This window comes from Halorubrum sp. SS7, from assembly GCF_005435055.1.
GTDB lineage: Archaea > Halobacteriota > Halobacteria > Halobacteriales > Haloferacaceae > Halorubrum > Halorubrum salinarum.
In genome coordinates this window covers 89,436-104,792 of the sequence record NZ_SGXV01000007.1, presented here as the reverse complement: position 1 = coordinate 104,792, position 15,357 = coordinate 89,436, and the positions used below count along the sequence as shown (strand labels likewise).

The 15,357-nt window shown below is 69.8% G+C and carries 17 protein-coding genes; 4 read left to right on the top strand and 13 right to left on the bottom strand.

Annotated features, from left to right (window positions below; translation table 11 throughout):
- Positions 1-22: 22 nt before the first annotated feature.
- A complete protein-coding gene (locus EXE44_RS09485) occupies positions 23-403 on the bottom strand; it encodes an Hsp20/alpha crystallin family protein (RefSeq protein ID WP_137716943.1) in 381 nt (126 codons plus the stop codon).
- Positions 404-621: 218 nt separating this feature from the next.
- Between EXE44_RS09485 and gap the strand changes: the two genes are divergently transcribed.
- Both gap and EXE44_RS09475 read left to right on the top strand, forming a co-directional pair.
- Complete coding sequence (gap, locus tag EXE44_RS09480; RefSeq protein ID WP_137716942.1) at positions 622-1,674, top strand: type I glyceraldehyde-3-phosphate dehydrogenase; 1,053 nt, start codon at positions 622-624, stop codon at positions 1,672-1,674.
- Between the two features lie 92 nt (positions 1,675-1,766).
- Complete coding sequence (locus EXE44_RS09475; RefSeq protein ID WP_137716941.1) at positions 1,767-2,996, top strand: phosphoglycerate kinase; 1,230 nt, start codon at positions 1,767-1,769, stop codon at positions 2,994-2,996.
- A 29-nt stretch (positions 2,997-3,025) separates the two neighbouring features.
- Here EXE44_RS09475 and lrp read toward each other — a convergent pair whose 3' ends face one another.
- Entirely contained in the window at positions 3,026-3,484 is a 459-nt protein-coding gene (gene lrp, locus EXE44_RS09470; RefSeq protein ID WP_004597351.1) for an HTH-type transcriptional regulator Lrp, read from the bottom strand.
- Positions 3,485-3,610: 126 nt separating this feature from the next.
- On the opposite strand from lrp, the gene glnA reads away from it, so the two are divergent.
- The gene (gene glnA, locus EXE44_RS09465) at positions 3,611-4,981 is read left to right on the top strand and encodes a type I glutamate--ammonia ligase (protein WP_053770537.1); all 1,371 of its coding nucleotides are present in this window, start codon (positions 3,611-3,613) and stop codon (positions 4,979-4,981) included.
- A gap of 138 nt (positions 4,982-5,119) precedes the next feature.
- Here glnA and EXE44_RS09460 read toward each other — a convergent pair whose 3' ends face one another.
- The 3 genes from EXE44_RS09460 to EXE44_RS09450 form a co-directional block, all read right to left on the bottom strand.
- The gene (locus tag EXE44_RS09460) at positions 5,120-6,094 is read right to left on the bottom strand and encodes a phosphatase PAP2 family protein (RefSeq protein WP_137716940.1); all 975 of its coding nucleotides are present in this window, start codon (positions 6,092-6,094) and stop codon (positions 5,120-5,122) included.
- A 45-nt stretch (positions 6,095-6,139) separates the two neighbouring features.
- On the bottom strand, positions 6,140-7,453 hold the full coding sequence (locus tag EXE44_RS09455; protein ID WP_137716939.1) for a YihY/virulence factor BrkB family protein: 1,314 nt from the start codon (positions 7,451-7,453) through the stop codon (positions 6,140-6,142).
- A gap of 78 nt (positions 7,454-7,531) precedes the next feature.
- Positions 7,532-8,662 (bottom strand): tRNA (guanine(26)-N(2))-dimethyltransferase, encoded by a 1,131-nt coding sequence (locus EXE44_RS09450; RefSeq protein WP_137716938.1) that lies wholly within the window; start codon positions 8,660-8,662, stop codon positions 7,532-7,534.
- A 190-nt stretch (positions 8,663-8,852) separates the two neighbouring features.
- Here EXE44_RS09450 and EXE44_RS09445 point away from each other — a divergent pair, with 190 nt between their 5' ends.
- On the top strand, positions 8,853-9,629 hold the full coding sequence (locus tag EXE44_RS09445) for a hypothetical protein (protein WP_137716937.1): 777 nt from the start codon (positions 8,853-8,855) through the stop codon (positions 9,627-9,629).
- A 105-nt stretch (positions 9,630-9,734) separates the two neighbouring features.
- Here the strand turns inward: EXE44_RS09445 and EXE44_RS09440 are convergent, their stop codons facing one another.
- The 8 genes from EXE44_RS09440 to EXE44_RS09405 all read right to left on the bottom strand — a co-directional run bounded on the left by EXE44_RS09440 (position 9,735) and on the right by EXE44_RS09405 (position 15,356).
- Positions 9,735-10,442, bottom strand: coding sequence for a universal stress protein (locus EXE44_RS09440; RefSeq protein WP_137716936.1), 708 nt, complete (start codon positions 10,440-10,442; stop codon positions 9,735-9,737).
- A gap of 111 nt (positions 10,443-10,553) precedes the next feature.
- Positions 10,554-12,035, bottom strand: a complete 1,482-nt coding sequence (secY, locus tag EXE44_RS09435; RefSeq protein ID WP_121563053.1) for a preprotein translocase subunit SecY — start codon at positions 12,033-12,035, stop codon at positions 10,554-10,556.
- 1 nt (position 12,036) lies between these two features.
- Entirely contained in the window at positions 12,037-12,534 is a 498-nt protein-coding gene (locus EXE44_RS09430) for an uL15m family ribosomal protein (RefSeq protein ID WP_121600043.1), read from the bottom strand.
- Positions 12,531-12,995 carry a 50S ribosomal protein L30 gene (locus EXE44_RS09425; protein WP_137716935.1) on the bottom strand — a complete coding sequence of 155 codons (465 nt, stop codon included), beginning with the start codon at positions 12,993-12,995 and terminating at the stop codon, positions 12,531-12,533. The genes EXE44_RS09430 and EXE44_RS09425 overlap by 4 nt, the downstream gene beginning before the upstream one ends.
- On the bottom strand, positions 12,995-13,642 hold the full coding sequence (locus EXE44_RS09420) for a 30S ribosomal protein S5 (protein WP_006114456.1): 648 nt from the start codon (positions 13,640-13,642) through the stop codon (positions 12,995-12,997). Before EXE44_RS09420 ends, EXE44_RS09425 begins: the two co-directional genes overlap by 1 nt.
- A complete protein-coding gene (locus tag EXE44_RS09415; protein WP_053770528.1) occupies positions 13,635-14,192 on the bottom strand; it encodes a 50S ribosomal protein L18 in 558 nt (185 codons plus the stop codon). The genes EXE44_RS09420 and EXE44_RS09415 overlap by 8 nt, the downstream gene beginning before the upstream one ends.
- Positions 14,192-14,653 carry a 50S ribosomal protein L19e gene (locus tag EXE44_RS09410; RefSeq protein ID WP_053770527.1) on the bottom strand — a complete coding sequence of 154 codons (462 nt, stop codon included), beginning with the start codon at positions 14,651-14,653 and terminating at the stop codon, positions 14,192-14,194. The genes EXE44_RS09415 and EXE44_RS09410 overlap by 1 nt, the downstream gene beginning before the upstream one ends.
- Positions 14,646-15,356 carry a 50S ribosomal protein L32e gene (locus EXE44_RS09405; RefSeq protein ID WP_053770526.1) on the bottom strand — a complete coding sequence of 237 codons (711 nt, stop codon included), beginning with the start codon at positions 15,354-15,356 and terminating at the stop codon, positions 14,646-14,648. Before EXE44_RS09405 ends, EXE44_RS09410 begins: the two co-directional genes overlap by 8 nt.
- Position 15,357 lies beyond the last annotated feature (1 nt).

The window sequence follows — 15,357 nt, the reverse complement described above, 5'->3', positions numbered from 1 at the left end:
GCGGCGGCGAGCGGCCGCGGACTCAGACCAGGTCGATCGACGCGCTGTCGTCGTCGCGGTCGAACGAGACCTCGAGGACGCCGTTGTTGAACGTCGCGTCCGCGGAGTGCTCGTCGACGGGGGCGGGGAGCTCGACCGTCTCGTCGTACTCGCGCCGGTCGGAGACCGCGGAGATGGTGAGCGCGTCGCCGTCGCAGCGCAGCGAGAGGTCGTCCTTCGAGACGGCGGGGAGGTCGGCAACGAGACGCACCGACTCCTCGGTGGTGTACGCGTCGACGTGGGTGTCGGAGCCGAACCCGGCGTCGTCGGCCGACGGGGCGTCCGCGTTGGCCATCTCGTTCATCATCCGCTCGATCTCCTCGAAGAAGTCTCCGAACGGATCGTCGCGGTCGTCTCTGTCCATACCTTCTGTGAAGTCGGTGACCCCGATAAGCCTTCTGTCGGTCGCCGTATCGGCCGCTATCCGCCCCGTGCCGGGGGACCGGCGGTCGGCGTCGGGCGCCGGCGCTCGGCCGACCGCGCCGGCGATCGGCGACACCGAGCGTAACAAATTCCAACGATTATGACGGTCTCGGCGCGACTGGGCCGGATTTAAGTAGTTGCGTCTCGGCTTTTTCGAACATGAGTAAATCGTATCTGTCTGCCGGTGACGACGTGAGCGACGACGAGGTCGTGCGGGTGGGGCTCAACGGCTTCGGTCGCATCGGGCGCAACGTGTTCCGCGCGGTGGTAGAGCACCCGCGGATCGAGCTCGTCGGGATCAACGACGTGATGGACTTCGACGACATGGGATACCTCGCGAAGTACGACACCGTCATGGGTCGGCTCGACGGCGTCGAGCGCGACGGCGACGAGCTGACGGTCGGCGGCACGTCGGTCCCGCTGTTCAACGTTCAGGACCCCGCGGACCTCCCCTGGGACGAGCTCGACGTCGACGTCGCCTTAGAGTGTACCGGGGTCTTCCGCACCCGCGACGACGCGAGCGCGCACCTCGACGGCGGCGCGGACACCGTGATCATCTCGGCGCCCCCGAAGGGCGAGAAGCCGGTAAAACAGCTCGTCTACGGCGTCAACCACGACGAGTACGACGGCGACGACGTGGTCTCGAACGCCTCCTGTACCACGAACTCCATCACGCCGGTCGCGAAGGTGCTCGACGCGGAGTTCGGCATCGACGCCGGCACCCTCACCACCGTCCACGCCTACACCGGCTCCCAGAGCCTCATCGACGGCCCGATGAGCAAGCGGCGCCGCGGGCGCGCCGCCGCGGAGAACATCGTCCCCACGTCGACGGGCGCCGCGGGCGCCGCACAGAAGGTCCTCCCGCAGCTCGAGGGCAAGATCGACGGGATGGCGATGCGCGTCCCGGTCCCCACCGGCTCGATCACCGAGTTCGTCGTCAGCCTCGACGAGACGGTCACCGAGGAGGAGGTCAACGCGGCCTTCCGCGACGCCGCGGACTCCGGCCCGCTCGCGGGCGTCCTCGGCTACACCGACGAGGAGGTCGTCTCCTCCGACATCGTCGGCCTCCCCTTCTCCAGCTACGTCGACCTCCAGTCGACGAACGTCGTCGCCGGCGGGAAGCTGCTGAAGATCCTCACCTGGTACGACAACGAGTACGGCTTCTCGAACCGGATGCTCGACATGGCCGCGTACGTCCACGACGAGGCGTAAGCGCGGCCTCCCGCCCGGCCCCGAACCGCTTCCCGACGGCACCGCGCCCCGGAGCGCCACCGCTTAAGTGACCCATCGACGACCGTTCACCCATGCCCACCTTCGACACCATCGACGACCTCCCGGCAGACAGTCGCGTCCTCGTCCGACTGGACCTCAACTCCCCCATCGAGGACGGTGAGCCGCAGGACAACCGCCGCTTCGAGCGCCACGCCGAGACCGTCCGCGAGCTGGCCGACGCCGGTCACCGCGTCGTCCTCATGGCCCATCAGGGACGCCCGGGCCGCGACGACTTCACGTCGCTCGCCGGTCACGCAGATATCCTCGCCGACCACGTCGGCCGCGACGTGGCGTTCGTGGCGGACACGTACGGCGAGGCGGCGCTGGACGCCATCGACGCGCTCGGCCCGGGCGAGGTCCTCTTACTGGAGAACACCCGGATGTGCGAGGACGAGCTCCCGGAGGCGTCGCCGGAGGAGAAGGCGGAGACCGAGTTCGTCCGGACCCTGGCCCCGCGCTTCGACGCGTACGTCAACGACGCGTACTCGGCGGCCCACCGGAAGCACGCCTCGCTGGTCGGCTTCCCGCTGGCCCTCCCCGCGTACGCGGGCCGCGTGATGGAGACCGAGTACGAGGCCAACACCGCCATCGCGACCCGGGAGTTCGACGGGCCGGTCACGATGGTCGTCGGCGGGACGAAGGCGACGGACGTGATCGGCGTGATGGACGCCTTAGACGAGACGGTCGACCGCTTCCTCCTCGGCGGCGTCGCCGGCGAGCTCTTCTTGCGCGCCGCGGGGCACCCCGTCGGGCGCGACGTGGGGGAGATGGACCTGTTCGACGAGCAGTGGGAGGGGAACCGCGAGCTGATCGAGTCGGTCCTCGACGAGCGCGGCGACGCGGTCCGGCTCGCGAGCGACCTCGCGTACGAGGGGGCCGACGGCGACCGCGCCGAGGTCGCCGTCGACGACATCGAGGAGAAGCGGGAGGCGTTCCTCGACGTGGGCGCCGCGACGGTCGCCGACTACGAGCCGGCGATCCGCGAGTCCGACGCCGTCTTCGTGAAGGGCGCGCTCGGCGTCTTCGAGGACGAGCGGTTCGCCGACGGCACCGTCGGCGTCCTCGAGGCCATCGCCGAGACGGACTGTTTCTCGGTCGTCGGCGGCGGCGACACCTCGCGCGCCATCGAGATGTACGGCCTGAGCGAGGACGACTTCTCGCACGTCTCCATCGCGGGCGGCGCGTACATCCGCGCGCTGACCGGCGAGCCGCTCCCGGCGGTTGAGGTCCTGGAGGCGGCGGCGGAGCGGCGAGAGCGGTAGGCGGGGAATCGGTCCGAATCCGGGGCGAATTACTCCTCGACGTCGAGGTCGAACTGCTCGTTTTCCGTGACCGCGTTGAGGACGACGCTCGTGTTCGACTCGCGGATGTCCGCGTCCGTGAGGATCGACTTGATCTGGTCGTTCATGCCGTCCGTGTCGGTGAACTTCCCGATGGCGATCACGTCGTAGTCGCCGGTGACCTCGTAGACGCTCACCATCTGCTTCTCCTGGCGCAGCTTCTCGGTGACGTCCGGCAGCGCGCTCCCCTCGACTTTGAGCTGGAGCACCGCGGTCACGTCGTAACCGAGCTTGTCGTAGTCGACGACGGGCGTGTACCCGCGGATCACGCCCTCCTCTTCGAGGTCGCGGAGGTGGTTCGAGACGGTCGTCACGGACACGTCGAGCTCGTCGCCCAGGCTCCGGAGGCTCGCGCGGCCGTTGCTGAGCAGCGAGTTAATGAGCTTCGCGTCGAGGTTTTCGTACGTCATCACACCCAACCACGCTTTCGGGGGTTTAGAATTTTACGAACGTCCAGCAGTTTTGCCTGTCCGGCGGTTCATGCGCCAAGCGATAAGGCCTTTATACTGGCAGATAACGAATCAAACGTCCAGAACATGACGGACGAACAAGCGAAACCGGACGGCGGCCTCACGGCCGAGGAACAGGCTGTCCTCGACGAGATCGAAGAGAAGAACGTCGACTTCCTGCGGCTACAGTTCACCGACATCCTCGGCGTCGTGAAGAACGTCTCCGTGCCCGCCCACCAGGCGGAGAAGGCGTTCACCGAAGGGATCTACTTCGACGGCTCCTCCATCGAGGGGTTCGTGCGTATCCAGGAGTCGGACATGCGGCTCGTCCCCGACCCCGACACGTTCGCGGTGCTCCCGTGGCGCAGCGACGGCGACGGCGACAGCGGCGCCGCGCGGCTCATCTGTGACATCGTCGACACCGACGGCGAGCCGTTCGCCGGCGGTCCGCGGCAGGTGCTCAAGAGCGTCCTCGCGGAGGCCGAGGAGATGGGCTACTCCGTCTCGATCGGTCCGGAGCCGGAGTTCTTCCTGTTCGAGAAGGACGAGGACGGCAACGCGACCACGATCCCGCACGACAACGGCGGCTACTTCGACCTCGCGCCGAAGGACCTCGCCTCGGACGTGCGCAAGGAGATCATCTTCACCCTCGAAGAGATGGGCTTCGAGATCGAGGCCTCGCACCACGAGGTCGCCGAGGGCCAACACGAGATCAACTTCAAGTACGACGACGCGCTCTCGACCGCGGACAACATCGCGACGTTCCGCGCCGTCGTCCGTGCCGTCGCCGAGCAGCACGACCTCCACGCGACGTTCATGCCCAAGCCCATCGCCGACATCAACGGCTCGGGCATGCACAGCCACATCTCGCTGTTCGACGAGGACGGCAACGCGTTCGCCGACGACGACGACGAGTTCAACCTGAGCGAGACCGCCTACCAGTTCATGGGCGGCATCCTGAACCACGCGCCCGCGTTCACGGCCGTAACGAACCCGACGGTGAACTCCTACAAGCGGCTGGTGCCCGGCTACGAGGCGCCGATCTACGTCGCCTGGTCCGACACGAACCGCTCGGCGCTCGTCCGCGTCCCCGACGCCGCGGGCGTCTCCGCGCGCTTCGAGGTCCGCAGCCCCGACCCGTCCTGTAACCCCTACCTCGGGATGGCGTCGCTCATCGCCGCCGGCCTCGACGGGATCAAGACCGGCGCCGACCCCGGCGACCCGGTCCGCGAGGACATCTACGAGTTCGACGACGAGAAGCGCCAGGAGTACGGCATCGAGACGCTGCCGCCGAACCTCGGCGCCGCCGTCGAGGAGCTGGAGGCCGACGAGGTGCTCCAGGAGGCGCTCGGGCCCCACACCTCCGAGAAGTTCGCCGAGGCGAAGTCCCAGGAGTTCAGCGAGTACCTCACCCAGGTGTCGCAGTGGGAGGAGGACCGCTACCTGGAGACCTTCTGAGGCGACGACGCGGCCGCTCGGCGCACAGCACTCGTTCGACTCGCCTTCGATTTTTTCGCGGTTCGCCGTCACGCTCCCAGACAGACCTCGGTACGTCCGGCTGGGCCGCTACGGCGCGTGGACGAACGTCGAGACCGCTCAGGCCGTCCGGCCCGCGTATTGGGGCAGCGCCGGCAGCGCGACGACGGCGACCACGGCGGCGGTGGTCGCGACCAGCGTCACGGGGAGCGTCCCCGCGAGCGCGTAGGCGCCGACCCAGAGCCCGCCCGTGACCGCCAGCGCCGGGACCGCGACCCGGACCGGGACCGCGGGCTCGTCGCCCTCGACGAGCCGCCAGCCGACCGCGCCGCCGGCGCCGGTGGCGATCCCGATCCCCGCCTCGACGACCTCCCCGGTGTACCCGCCGGCGACGGCGACGGCCAGCGCGCCGGTCGAGACGACCGCCGCGAGGAGGAACGCCGGCGCGGGATTCAGGTCGGCGGTGGGGCCGGCGGCCGTCTCCGCGCTCGCCGAGCGGCGGACCCGCGGGTCGCCGGCCAGCCACAGCGCGACGGCGACCGTCCCCGCGCCGACGGCGAGTCCTGCGAGCACGTCGACGAGGTAGTGTACCTCGATGACCACCCGCGAGGCCGCGACGGCGACCGCGACCGCCCCGGCGGCGAGGTAGCGGGCGCGGTCCGTCCAGAGCCGGTCGTACAGCAGCGCCAGCGCGAGGTACGCGGCCGCGCCGCCGGTGGCGTGGCCGCTCGGGAAGCCGAACCCGTCCGAGAGCACCTGCGCCTCGTACCACCCGGTCAGCAGCGTGGGGAGCCACGTCGGCACGTCGGCGGGCGGCATCGCGCCGGGCGGTCGGGGGACCGCGAACCACGCCTTCCCGAGCGCCGTCGCGGCGTACGCGCAGGTGACGGCCGCGATGGCCGTCGCGCCGGCGCGGCGCGGCGACCCCGCGACCCCCTCGCTCGCGAACCAGTAGCCGACCGCGAGCAGCGCGAAGAGGAACCACGGGTCCGCGAGGTGAGTGACGGCCGCGAAGAGGACGACGACGAACTCGGGGAGGGCGTCGACGACCGCGGTCTCGCCGAGCCCGCGCTCGGCGGCGACGATCCCGATCACGGGTCGGTCACCCCGGAGTTCGTCGCGAGCGCGGCGGTCGCCGCGTCAGTCATCGCCGCGGCGGCGGGCGTAGTCGAGCGCCTTGCCGGGCGTCTCGATCAGGTTGAGGCCGATGCCGACGACGACGAATATCGTGTACAGCCCGAGCGTCGACAGCCCGAGGACGACGATGGCGCCGACCGCGTAGATCCCCTGAAGCGAGGTCAGCGCCGCGAGCGTCAGCACGGTGCCGTACAGCAGCACGAGGTACGGCCCCCAGCCGCGGGCGTGACCCCGCCGCATCCGCGAGCGGACGTACCGCTTCAGCTCCGACTCGACCTCCGGCTTGTCGACCGTGCGGCGTTCCACGTCGTCCTCGAACTCGTCGAGCTGCGACCGCAGCTCGCGGACCTCCGCTTCGAGGGCGGCGACGTCCGGCGCGCCGCGCGGCCGTTCGCCGTCGTCCCCGTCGGGGTCCGACTCGCCGTTCATACCCGTGGGTCGGTCGCGGTCCTGTTGTAACTGCCGGTCCGCGGCGTCGTTCGGGAGGCCGGCGGGGCCGGCGTCCCAGTCGGTCGGTCGGTCCTCACCGCCGTCGCCGCGGTCGGCGAGCACGACGTTGACCACGCCGCCGAGGACGACGACGACCGCCGCGAGGTACAGCCAGGTGACGAGGAGGAGGATCCCGCCGATGACGCCGTACACCTGGTACTGCGCGGCGCCCGCGGCGTACACCTGGAACCCGGCCTGGAGCAGCGTCCAGCCGACGGCCGCGAACGCCGCGCCCGGTAGCGCCTCGCGGACGCCGACCGCCGGCTGCGGGAGGAGGTAGTACATCGGGAGGAACACGACCGCGAGGAGGACGGGGAGCGCGAGGACGCTCGCGGTCTCGACCAAGGGGAGCGCGTCCGCGGCCGCGACGAACGCGCCGACCGCGACCATCGCGCCGAGGCCGACGCCGACGCCGACGACGACCGAGGCGGCGTCGGCGACCTGCTTGAGGAACCCGGGCGTCTGGTCGCCGCCGTACAGCGAGACGAACGCCGTGTCGAGCCCGCGGAACACCTTCAGCGTCGACCAGAGCAGCACGCCGACGCCGAGCAGGCTCGCGCCGGTCCGGCCGCCGGCCGAGGAGACCGCGAGGACGACCGCCTCCTCCCCGGCCGGCGTGAGGAAGTCACCGGTCGCCGCGACCAGCTGCGCGGCGATGGTCTCGCCGAAGACCGCGGTGGCGACGACGACGAGTAGCAGGAGCGCGGGGACGAGCGAGACGAACGCGTAGTAGGCGATGGCGGCCGCGAGGAACGTCACCTGCCGGTCGATCGCGAGGTCGGCGACGCGCCGGACCGTGCCGAACGCGGTGCGCGAGTGTCGGGACACGCCCCGCCCTTCGGCCGACCGCGACAAAAGCGAGAGGGTGGCGGCCGCGCGACGAGGCCCACGCCGGGAGCGGCGCCGTCAGTCCGCGTCGTCGCCGAGGACCGCCTCGCGCATCTCGGGGATGGAGGCCGTGCTCTTGACCGCCGTGCCGCGGTAGTGCGCGCGGCTCGCCTCGTGGCCGGCCGCGCGCAGGCGCTCGACGAACTCGTCCATCCCGATGGCGGGCTCGCCCCACTGCTTGTACAGCCGGTGTTGGTCGTAGTGCGTGGGGGTGTCGAGCTCGCGCGCGACGGTGCTCAAGAGCTTGCGCGCGCGCTTCGCCTCGCCCATGTCGTCGGTCACCTCGCGGCGGACCGCGCGCGCGAAGTCGGGGTCGGCGACCGGCCCGAGCCAGATGGGGCCGGCCGTGAGGACGCGGTCGCCCCCGCACTCCGGGCAGGCGTCGACCGGGTCGGCGACGTGCCCCGGCGTCGCCGCGCGCCAGAGGCAGTCCTCGCAGTGGTCGACGTACCCGACGCCATCGAGGCAGTCGTCCGCCGCGCGGGCGCCCGACTCCAGTTCGAGGTAGGTCCGCGCGTAGTGCCGGGAGACGTGCGAGAGGATCGGCGTCGCCGCCTTGTCGTAGCGCGCGGCGGTCCGGACCAAGGCAGAGATCAGCGTCCGGAGCCCCATCTCCGGGTGGTAGTCGGTGTTCCGCGGGACGGCGCCGTACTTCCGGATGCCGCTGTTGAGGTGGGCGCCGCACAGCGGCGCGGTGTCGGTGGCGGTGACGCAGACCAGGTTGCGCCCGTTCGCGAACGCCGCGTCCGCGAAGGGGATCGGCGTGCCGTAGGGGTCGAGGTCGACGACGTCGAACGGCCCCTCGTCGTACAGCAGGGCGTTGACGTCGCGGTGGACCGCCTCGCCGTCGAGGTCGTTGGCGTCGAGGTTCGCGGCGGCGAGCTCGACCGCCTCGTCGTCGACGTCGGCACAGGTGACACGGTACCCCTCGGCGGCCGCGCGGACGCCCCGGATCCCCGAGGCGGCCATCGCGTCGAGGTACGAGGCCGCGCGCGGCTCGCGGTCGCGGTAGGCGCGCAGCGTCGCGACCGTCACGTCGCGGTTCAGCTCCTGGGTCGGGTTGAAGAAGACGCCGCCGCCGGTGCCCTCGCTGGCGCCGTCGCGGGCCTCCGGGACGGAGACGGTGAGTCCGCCCTCTTCGATGTCCATACCGTCGGTTCGGCCATCCGGGCTAAAAGCGCCCCGCTCCGGGACCGGCGGGTCGCCGAAGCGCCGAACGGCGCCCGAGGACGGAGACAATGAGTGGCTTTTACGCCGTCGGCGCGGAAGGTGACCGTATGAACGGAGACGCCACGCGGGGACGGCCCGCCGCAGTCGACGACGGAACGGAGGGGCGAGGATGGTAAGTCCGGCGCGGGTGGACGCGATAACCGACATCGCGTACGGCGCCCTGATCGTCTTATCGATCGTGTTGATCGCGACGACGCAGATGAACAACGTGGCGATCGCGTTCGGGATCGGGGTGTTCGCCTCCTACGTGGTCCACGTCGTCTGGAAGATGGCGCGGTTCGACCCGGACTGGATGACCCGCGAGGTCGCGGACCAGGTCGGCAAGAAGGTCGAGGAGAGCGTCGGCGAGACCGTCGACAAGGAAGTCGAGAAGACCGTCGGCGAGACCGTCGAGAAGACCGTGGGCGAAACGGTCAACAAGGAGGTCGAGAAGACCGTGGGCGAAACGGTGAGCAAGGAAGTCGAGAAGACCGTCGAGGAGACCGTCGGCGAGAAGGTCGAGGAGACGGTGAGCAAGGAGGTCGAAAAGAGCGTCGGCGAGACCGTCAACAAGGAGGTCAGCGAGGTCGCCGACGACGTGGGCGACACCGTCAGCGAGGAGGTCACGGGGAAGGTCGAGGAGACCGTGGGGGAGACGGTAGAGAAGACCGTCGAGGAGAAGGTCGAGGAGACGGTCGGCGAGAAGGTCGAGGAAACCGTCGAAAAGACCGTCGAGGAAACGGTCGGCGAGAAAGTCGAAGAGACGGTCGGCGAGAAGGTCGAGGAAACCGTCGAAAAGACCGTCGAGGAGACTGTCGAGGAGACCGTCAGCGAGAAGATCGAAGCGGCGGACGAGGGGAGCGACGGCGAGGACGACGACGCGTCCGACCGGCGCGACGACGCGTAACGCCGCCCGGACGGCGACGCCCGGTCACGGTACCGGGCGCCGTACTCACTCGGCGCTCCGCTGGCCTCAAAGGATAGCGGCCGACCGCCCCCGCGCCGGACCGGGTCAGTAGTCCCGGTCGACGACGATGACCGGGTCGTCGGTCTCGTTGGCGATGCGGTCGGCGAGCGTGCCGAAGACGTGATCGCCGAGGGTCGACTCTGGTTCGTACATCACGACGGCGTCGTAGTCGGCCGCCGCGCGGAGGATCTCCTCGTCGTGTTCGTCGCCCTCGACGACCAGCGTGTCGAGCGCGGCGGCGTCGAACCCGTCTTCGATCAGGCGGTCGCGCGTCTCGGAGACGATCTCCTCGCCGCGCTCGCGGGCCTCCTCGCCCTCGACGACGTGGAACAGCGTGATCCGCTGGGTCGAGTCCTCGCTCAACACGCGGATGAACCGTGGAAGGCGTTCGAACTCCGCCACGTCGGGGAGCGGCACGAGGATGCGCCGCACGCCGTCGGTCGGCGCGGGGTCGAGTTCGGCGGCGCACCCCTCGTCGGTCGCGACCTGCTGGATCGCGGCGGCCCGGTCCTTCCCGAACACCAGCCGCGTCCGGACGGACGCCCCCGCGTCGGCGAACGCGTCGGCGACCTCGTCGAGCGTCGCCCGCGCCGCCTCGCCGAACTGCTCGCGGGCGGAGCTGGCCGGCGTCTGCTCCGGGAGGGCGTAGTGCCCGAGCACCACGACGTCCAGCGACGAGAGGTCCTCGATGAGCACCGGCGACAGCGGCTCGGGGTCCGGGAGTTCGAGCGGCACGAGGATCGTGTCTGCCATGCCGCACGGTTGGTCGGCCGGGACAATAAACGCGGAGATCCCCGGTCGAACGAACGAACCGGCGGCTGGGAGGGGCGGTACTCGACGCGAAAAGGTGGATGTCGCGGGGCGCTACTCGTTGCCGAACATCTGGCGCATCATCGGGTGCATCTCCATCAGCTGCTCTTCCGCGATCTCCTCGTACAGCTTGTACGTGATAGAGACCGCGAGCAGCAGCCCGGTTCCGGAGACCTGACCGATGGTGCCGAGCAGGTTCGCCATCACGGCGAGCAGCCCGACGAGGGCGCCGCCGATGACCGTTACCTGCGGGATGTACCGCTCCATGACCTTCTCGACGACCTGCGGGTTCCGGCGGAACCCGGGGATCTGCATCCCGGAGTTCTGGATCTGCTTCGCGGTCGCCTCCGGACCCATGCCGGTGGTCTCGACCCAGAAGATCGCGAAGATGGCGCCGCCGACGATCATGAACGTCAGGTCGACGGCGAGCCGGACCGCGATCATCCACGGCTCCACGGAGGCCGGGATCTCGCCGAGGAACCACATCCACTGTCCGCGGCTCTGGATGGGGTTCAGGTAGTAGAACAGCCCGGAGATGGGCTGTCCGGCGTCGCTGTACTCACCGAGGAACGCCGGCATCCCCGCCCACTGCGAGGAGAGGATCTGGCCGAGGAACTGGATGTTCGCCTGCAGCGCGCGAACGAGGATCATCGGCAGGACGGACGCGTAGATGAGCTTCACCGGGAAGCGTCCGCGGGCGCCCTTCACGCGGGCGTGCGACAGCGGGATCTCGACGCGGACCGACTCCGCGTACACGACGATCCCGAAGATGAACACCGTGGTGAAAAGCGCCAAGATGTTCCCGGGGTCGAAGAGGAGGTTCTGGAGCCCCTCGGCGGTGAACGGCGACATCGACACCGGCACGTCGCCGAAGATGACGCCGTACCAGCTCGCGAAGAAGCCGGACGCGCCGAGCGCCGAGAAGCTGAAGAAGCCGCCGACGATCTGCTGGCTCACCGACGCGATGATGAACAGGCCGACGCCGGAGCCGACGCCCCACTTGCTCACGATCTCGTCCATGAACAGGATGAGGATGCCGCCGACGAAGATCTGCGCGAAGATCAGCAGCTGCACGCCGAACGTGCCGATGCCGAGCGCGCTCGCGACCGCGTCGTCGGCCGGGAGGAAGCTTCCGGTGAACACCATCGGCGCCGCCGTCAGCGCCGAGACGATGATCACGAGCAGCTTCTGGAGGCCCTGATAGAGGACCTGGTCACGCGGGTCGTTCTCCGTGTCGAGCCCGAGGAGGTTCGCACCGCCCAGCAGCTGGAGGACGATGGACGCCGTGACGATCGGTCCGATACCGACCTGCAACAGCGACCCGGACGATCCGGCCAGCACCGACCGGAACTGCCCGAAGAAGTCCGACCCCTGCCCGACCGCCAACCCGAACGGGTTGATGTTGGTCAGGAAGAAGTAGACGATCAGGATTCCGGCCGTCCACGTGAGCTTCCGCTTGAACGGGACGTGCCCCGCGGGCCGCTCCACGACGGGCATCCGCGAGAGCACCGGTTCGGCGGCCTCCTTCCAGCTCATGTTACGCCTCGTCGTTCTCGTCGTCGGAAGTGTTTTCCGGTTCGTCAGCGGGCTCTTCGGCGCGCTCGGAGAGCGTCGCCTCGCCGCCGGCCTCCTCGATGAGCTCGACCGCACCGGCCGTGAACGCGTCGGCCGTGACGCGGAGCTCGCGCCGGACCTGCCCGCCGCCGAGCACTTTCACGACGTCCGCCTCGTGGCCGTCCTCGACGACGTCGCGCGCGTCGAAGACGTACGCGTCGCCGTCCTCCTCGGCGAGGCCGTCCGCGGCGTACAGCGCCGCGTCCTCGTCGAGCTTCTGGACCTTCACTTCGAGGACCTCCGTCTGGGCGTCCTCGGGCCGCTTGAACCCGTGCTTGCCGAGCGGGCCGTAGTTGTGGTACTCGTGTTTCGCGCGACCGGCCGCGCCGCGGCCGCCGCGGTGGCCGGCGCCGCGCCGGTTCTTGTGCGTGCCGCCGCCGTGCGTGCGAGAGCCGCGCTGTCGTCGTTTCTTGCTCGTCATCGCATCGCCTCCAGGAGACTGTCGATCTCCTCGGTGGTGTGTTTCCCGAGCTCGCCGCCCTCGATCACGGGGTGTTTGATACCCTCGTGACCGCCGCGGGGCGCGTGGAGCCGGAGCGTCGGCGAGAGGCCCTGCTCGCGCAGGGTCGTCTCCTCGTCGACGAGCGCCTCGGCCAGCGCCTCGAGGTCGGCGTAGTCGGTATTCGAATCGATCCACTCGTCGTCGACGTCGGCCGAGCCCTCGAGGGGCTCGCCGCGCCGCGCGATCGTTCGCGCGACGGCCTCGACGCTCGGTTCCCCGAACGCGACGACGTCGTTGACTTTCGTGATCATGCCGCGGTACGAGTCCGTCTCGGGGACGAACGTCGCGTGGTTGACGCGCCCGACGTTCAGCATGTCGAGCGTGTCCTCAACGCCGTAGTCCAGGTTGACGTCGCCGCGGAGCTGAACGATCGCCTGCATCACTCGCTCACCTCGTCGTAGTGGACTTCGCGCGCGTGCTGCGGGGTGCGGGACTGCGCCGCGTTCTCCAGAGCGTTGAACGTCGCCTTCGCGAGGTTCACCGTCGTGCGCGTGTTGCCGTCGGAGTTCGTCCAGGCGTCCTCGACGCCGGCGAGCTCCAAGATGTTGCGGACCGTCTCCGCGGCCGCGAGGCCCAGCCCCTGCGGGGCGGGCTTGATCTCGACGGTGACGGAGCCGGCCTTCCCCTTCGCCGTGCGGGTCAGGGAGTTGGTGCCGCCGGGCTGGTCCTCCCAGGACCCGGAGCCGCGGTCGACCGAGATGATGTTCAGCTTCGCGACGTCGATCGCCTTCTGGATCGCGCCGCCGACCTGGTCGTCGCGGGCCTGCGCGTAGCCGAGGTAGCCGTCGCGGTTGCCCACGGCGACGACGCAACGGAACTTCACGCGGCGGCCGGAGTCGGTCATGCGCTGGACCATGTTGATGTCCAGCACCTCGTCTTCGAGCCCCGGGAGGAGCTGGTCGACGATCTCGGCCTCCTTCAGCGGGAGGCCGGACTCGAGCGCCTGTTCCATCGACGTGATGTCGCCGTCCTGTACCTTGCGGCCGAGTCGCGTCCGCGGTTCCCAGCCGTCGTTGTGTCTACTCATGGTCCTCCTGGATTGTCGCGAGCACGTCGTCGAAGTGCTCGGGTAGCTCGCTGGCGTCGAACTCGCCGCTGTACAGCGGCTCGTCGAGCTGCTCGGCGTAGTCGGCGATGTGTTCGCCGCGCGTACGCGACCAGTCGGCCAGCACGTCGTCGTTGTGCGGGATATCGAGGCCCGCGTCGATCGCTCCTTCCTGTACCGCGAACGTCTTGTTGCCGGGCGTCGCCGTGTTGAGCCCGATGTCGAGGACGGCCTCGTCGAGGCCGGCGTCGACGGCGCGGGCGCCCGCGAGGAAGCCGGTGAGGTACGCGCTGGGGAGGTTGCCCGTGGGGGCGTCCCAGCCGTACTCGCCGAGCTCCTCGCTGGAGGCGGCCGCGTGGGTCTCGTCGCCGTCGGGTCCGGGGGTCACCAGCTGCGCCCTGACGTGAGCGTTGCTCACCCGGGCGACCAGGCGAGGCTTGCCCGATTTCAGCAGGCGCAACCTCTGATGGTAATCCGTCCGGACCTCGCGGCGGCGCCGCATCGGCACCTTGTATCGTGGTCCTGTCGCCATTAGTCCGTCACCTCGTAACCGTACTGCGTCTCGATGAACGCCTCGAGACGGGCGACGTCCTCGAAGTCTCCCCCGCTCGCCTTGTTGTAGAGCGTGCGGTACTCGGAGGCGTCGAGCACGTCTTCCTCGTCGCGAAGCTCCTTCAGGCGGGCCCGCTGTGCGCGGATGCGCGCCTTCCAGTCGTCTTTCGTGTTCTGCCGCGCGCCGGAGCGCCCCTTGCGGGAGCCGGCGCCGGACTGGTGTCCGTACGAGCGCTTGTCGGCGCGCTCGCGGGCGCGACCGCGCGAGTTCGTCTTCGCGTCCTTCGCGCGGATCGTTCCCTGGTCGATGAGTTCGCGGACGTCCTCGCGGGTGATCGCGTCCGCGATCTCCTCCTGTGCGTCGGGGTCGAGCCAGACGCGGCCCTTGCCGACGTCGAGCTCGTCCGCTGCGAGCCGTTTCTGCGCCTTCAGATCACTCATCGTTGACCTCCACTTCGACGTAGGTCGGGTTCAGCACGCGGATGCCGCGCTCCTCCGCCTCGTCTTCGATCAGTTCGCGCTTGCGACCGCCGACCTTCGAGGCGATCCGCACCGCCTGCGTGTCGCCGTCGACGCCCTCGAGGTCGTCCGTGTTGTGAACGCGGACCTCCTCGAAGCCGCTCGGGTGCAGGTCGCGCGACGCCTTCGGCGAGCGGAAGCCGGCCTCGACGACCGGCCCCTTCGACTTCATGCGGCGGCGCTGCTTGGAGAGCCCGCCGCGCGGCTTGCGCCACGACGTCGGGATCCGCTTTTTCTTGTGGTAGTCCTGCCGGTTGAACTGCGGTTTCCCCTCGCGGTGCTTCTGCGCGAGCGCGCGAGCGGTCTCGTCGTCCAGTTCCGGCGTCTTGTCGGCGTGGCCGCGGGGGCGAAGCTCCGTCTCGACCGCCTCGGACTCCTCGGCCTCGTCGGCCGCCTCCTCCTCGTCGGTCTCGTCTTCGATCTCCGCGTCCGCCTCCTCGTCGACCTCCAGTCCGCCGACGTCGGCCTTGATACGCGCGGCGAGCGCGTTGCCGACGCCGTCGACCTCGGAGAGCTCCGACTGGGAGGCGGCCTTCACGTCCTCGACCGTCTCGTAGCCGGCCTCGCGAAGCGCGTCCGCCTTCGAGGGACCGACGCCGCTGATGTCTTCCAGTTCGTCTGCCATT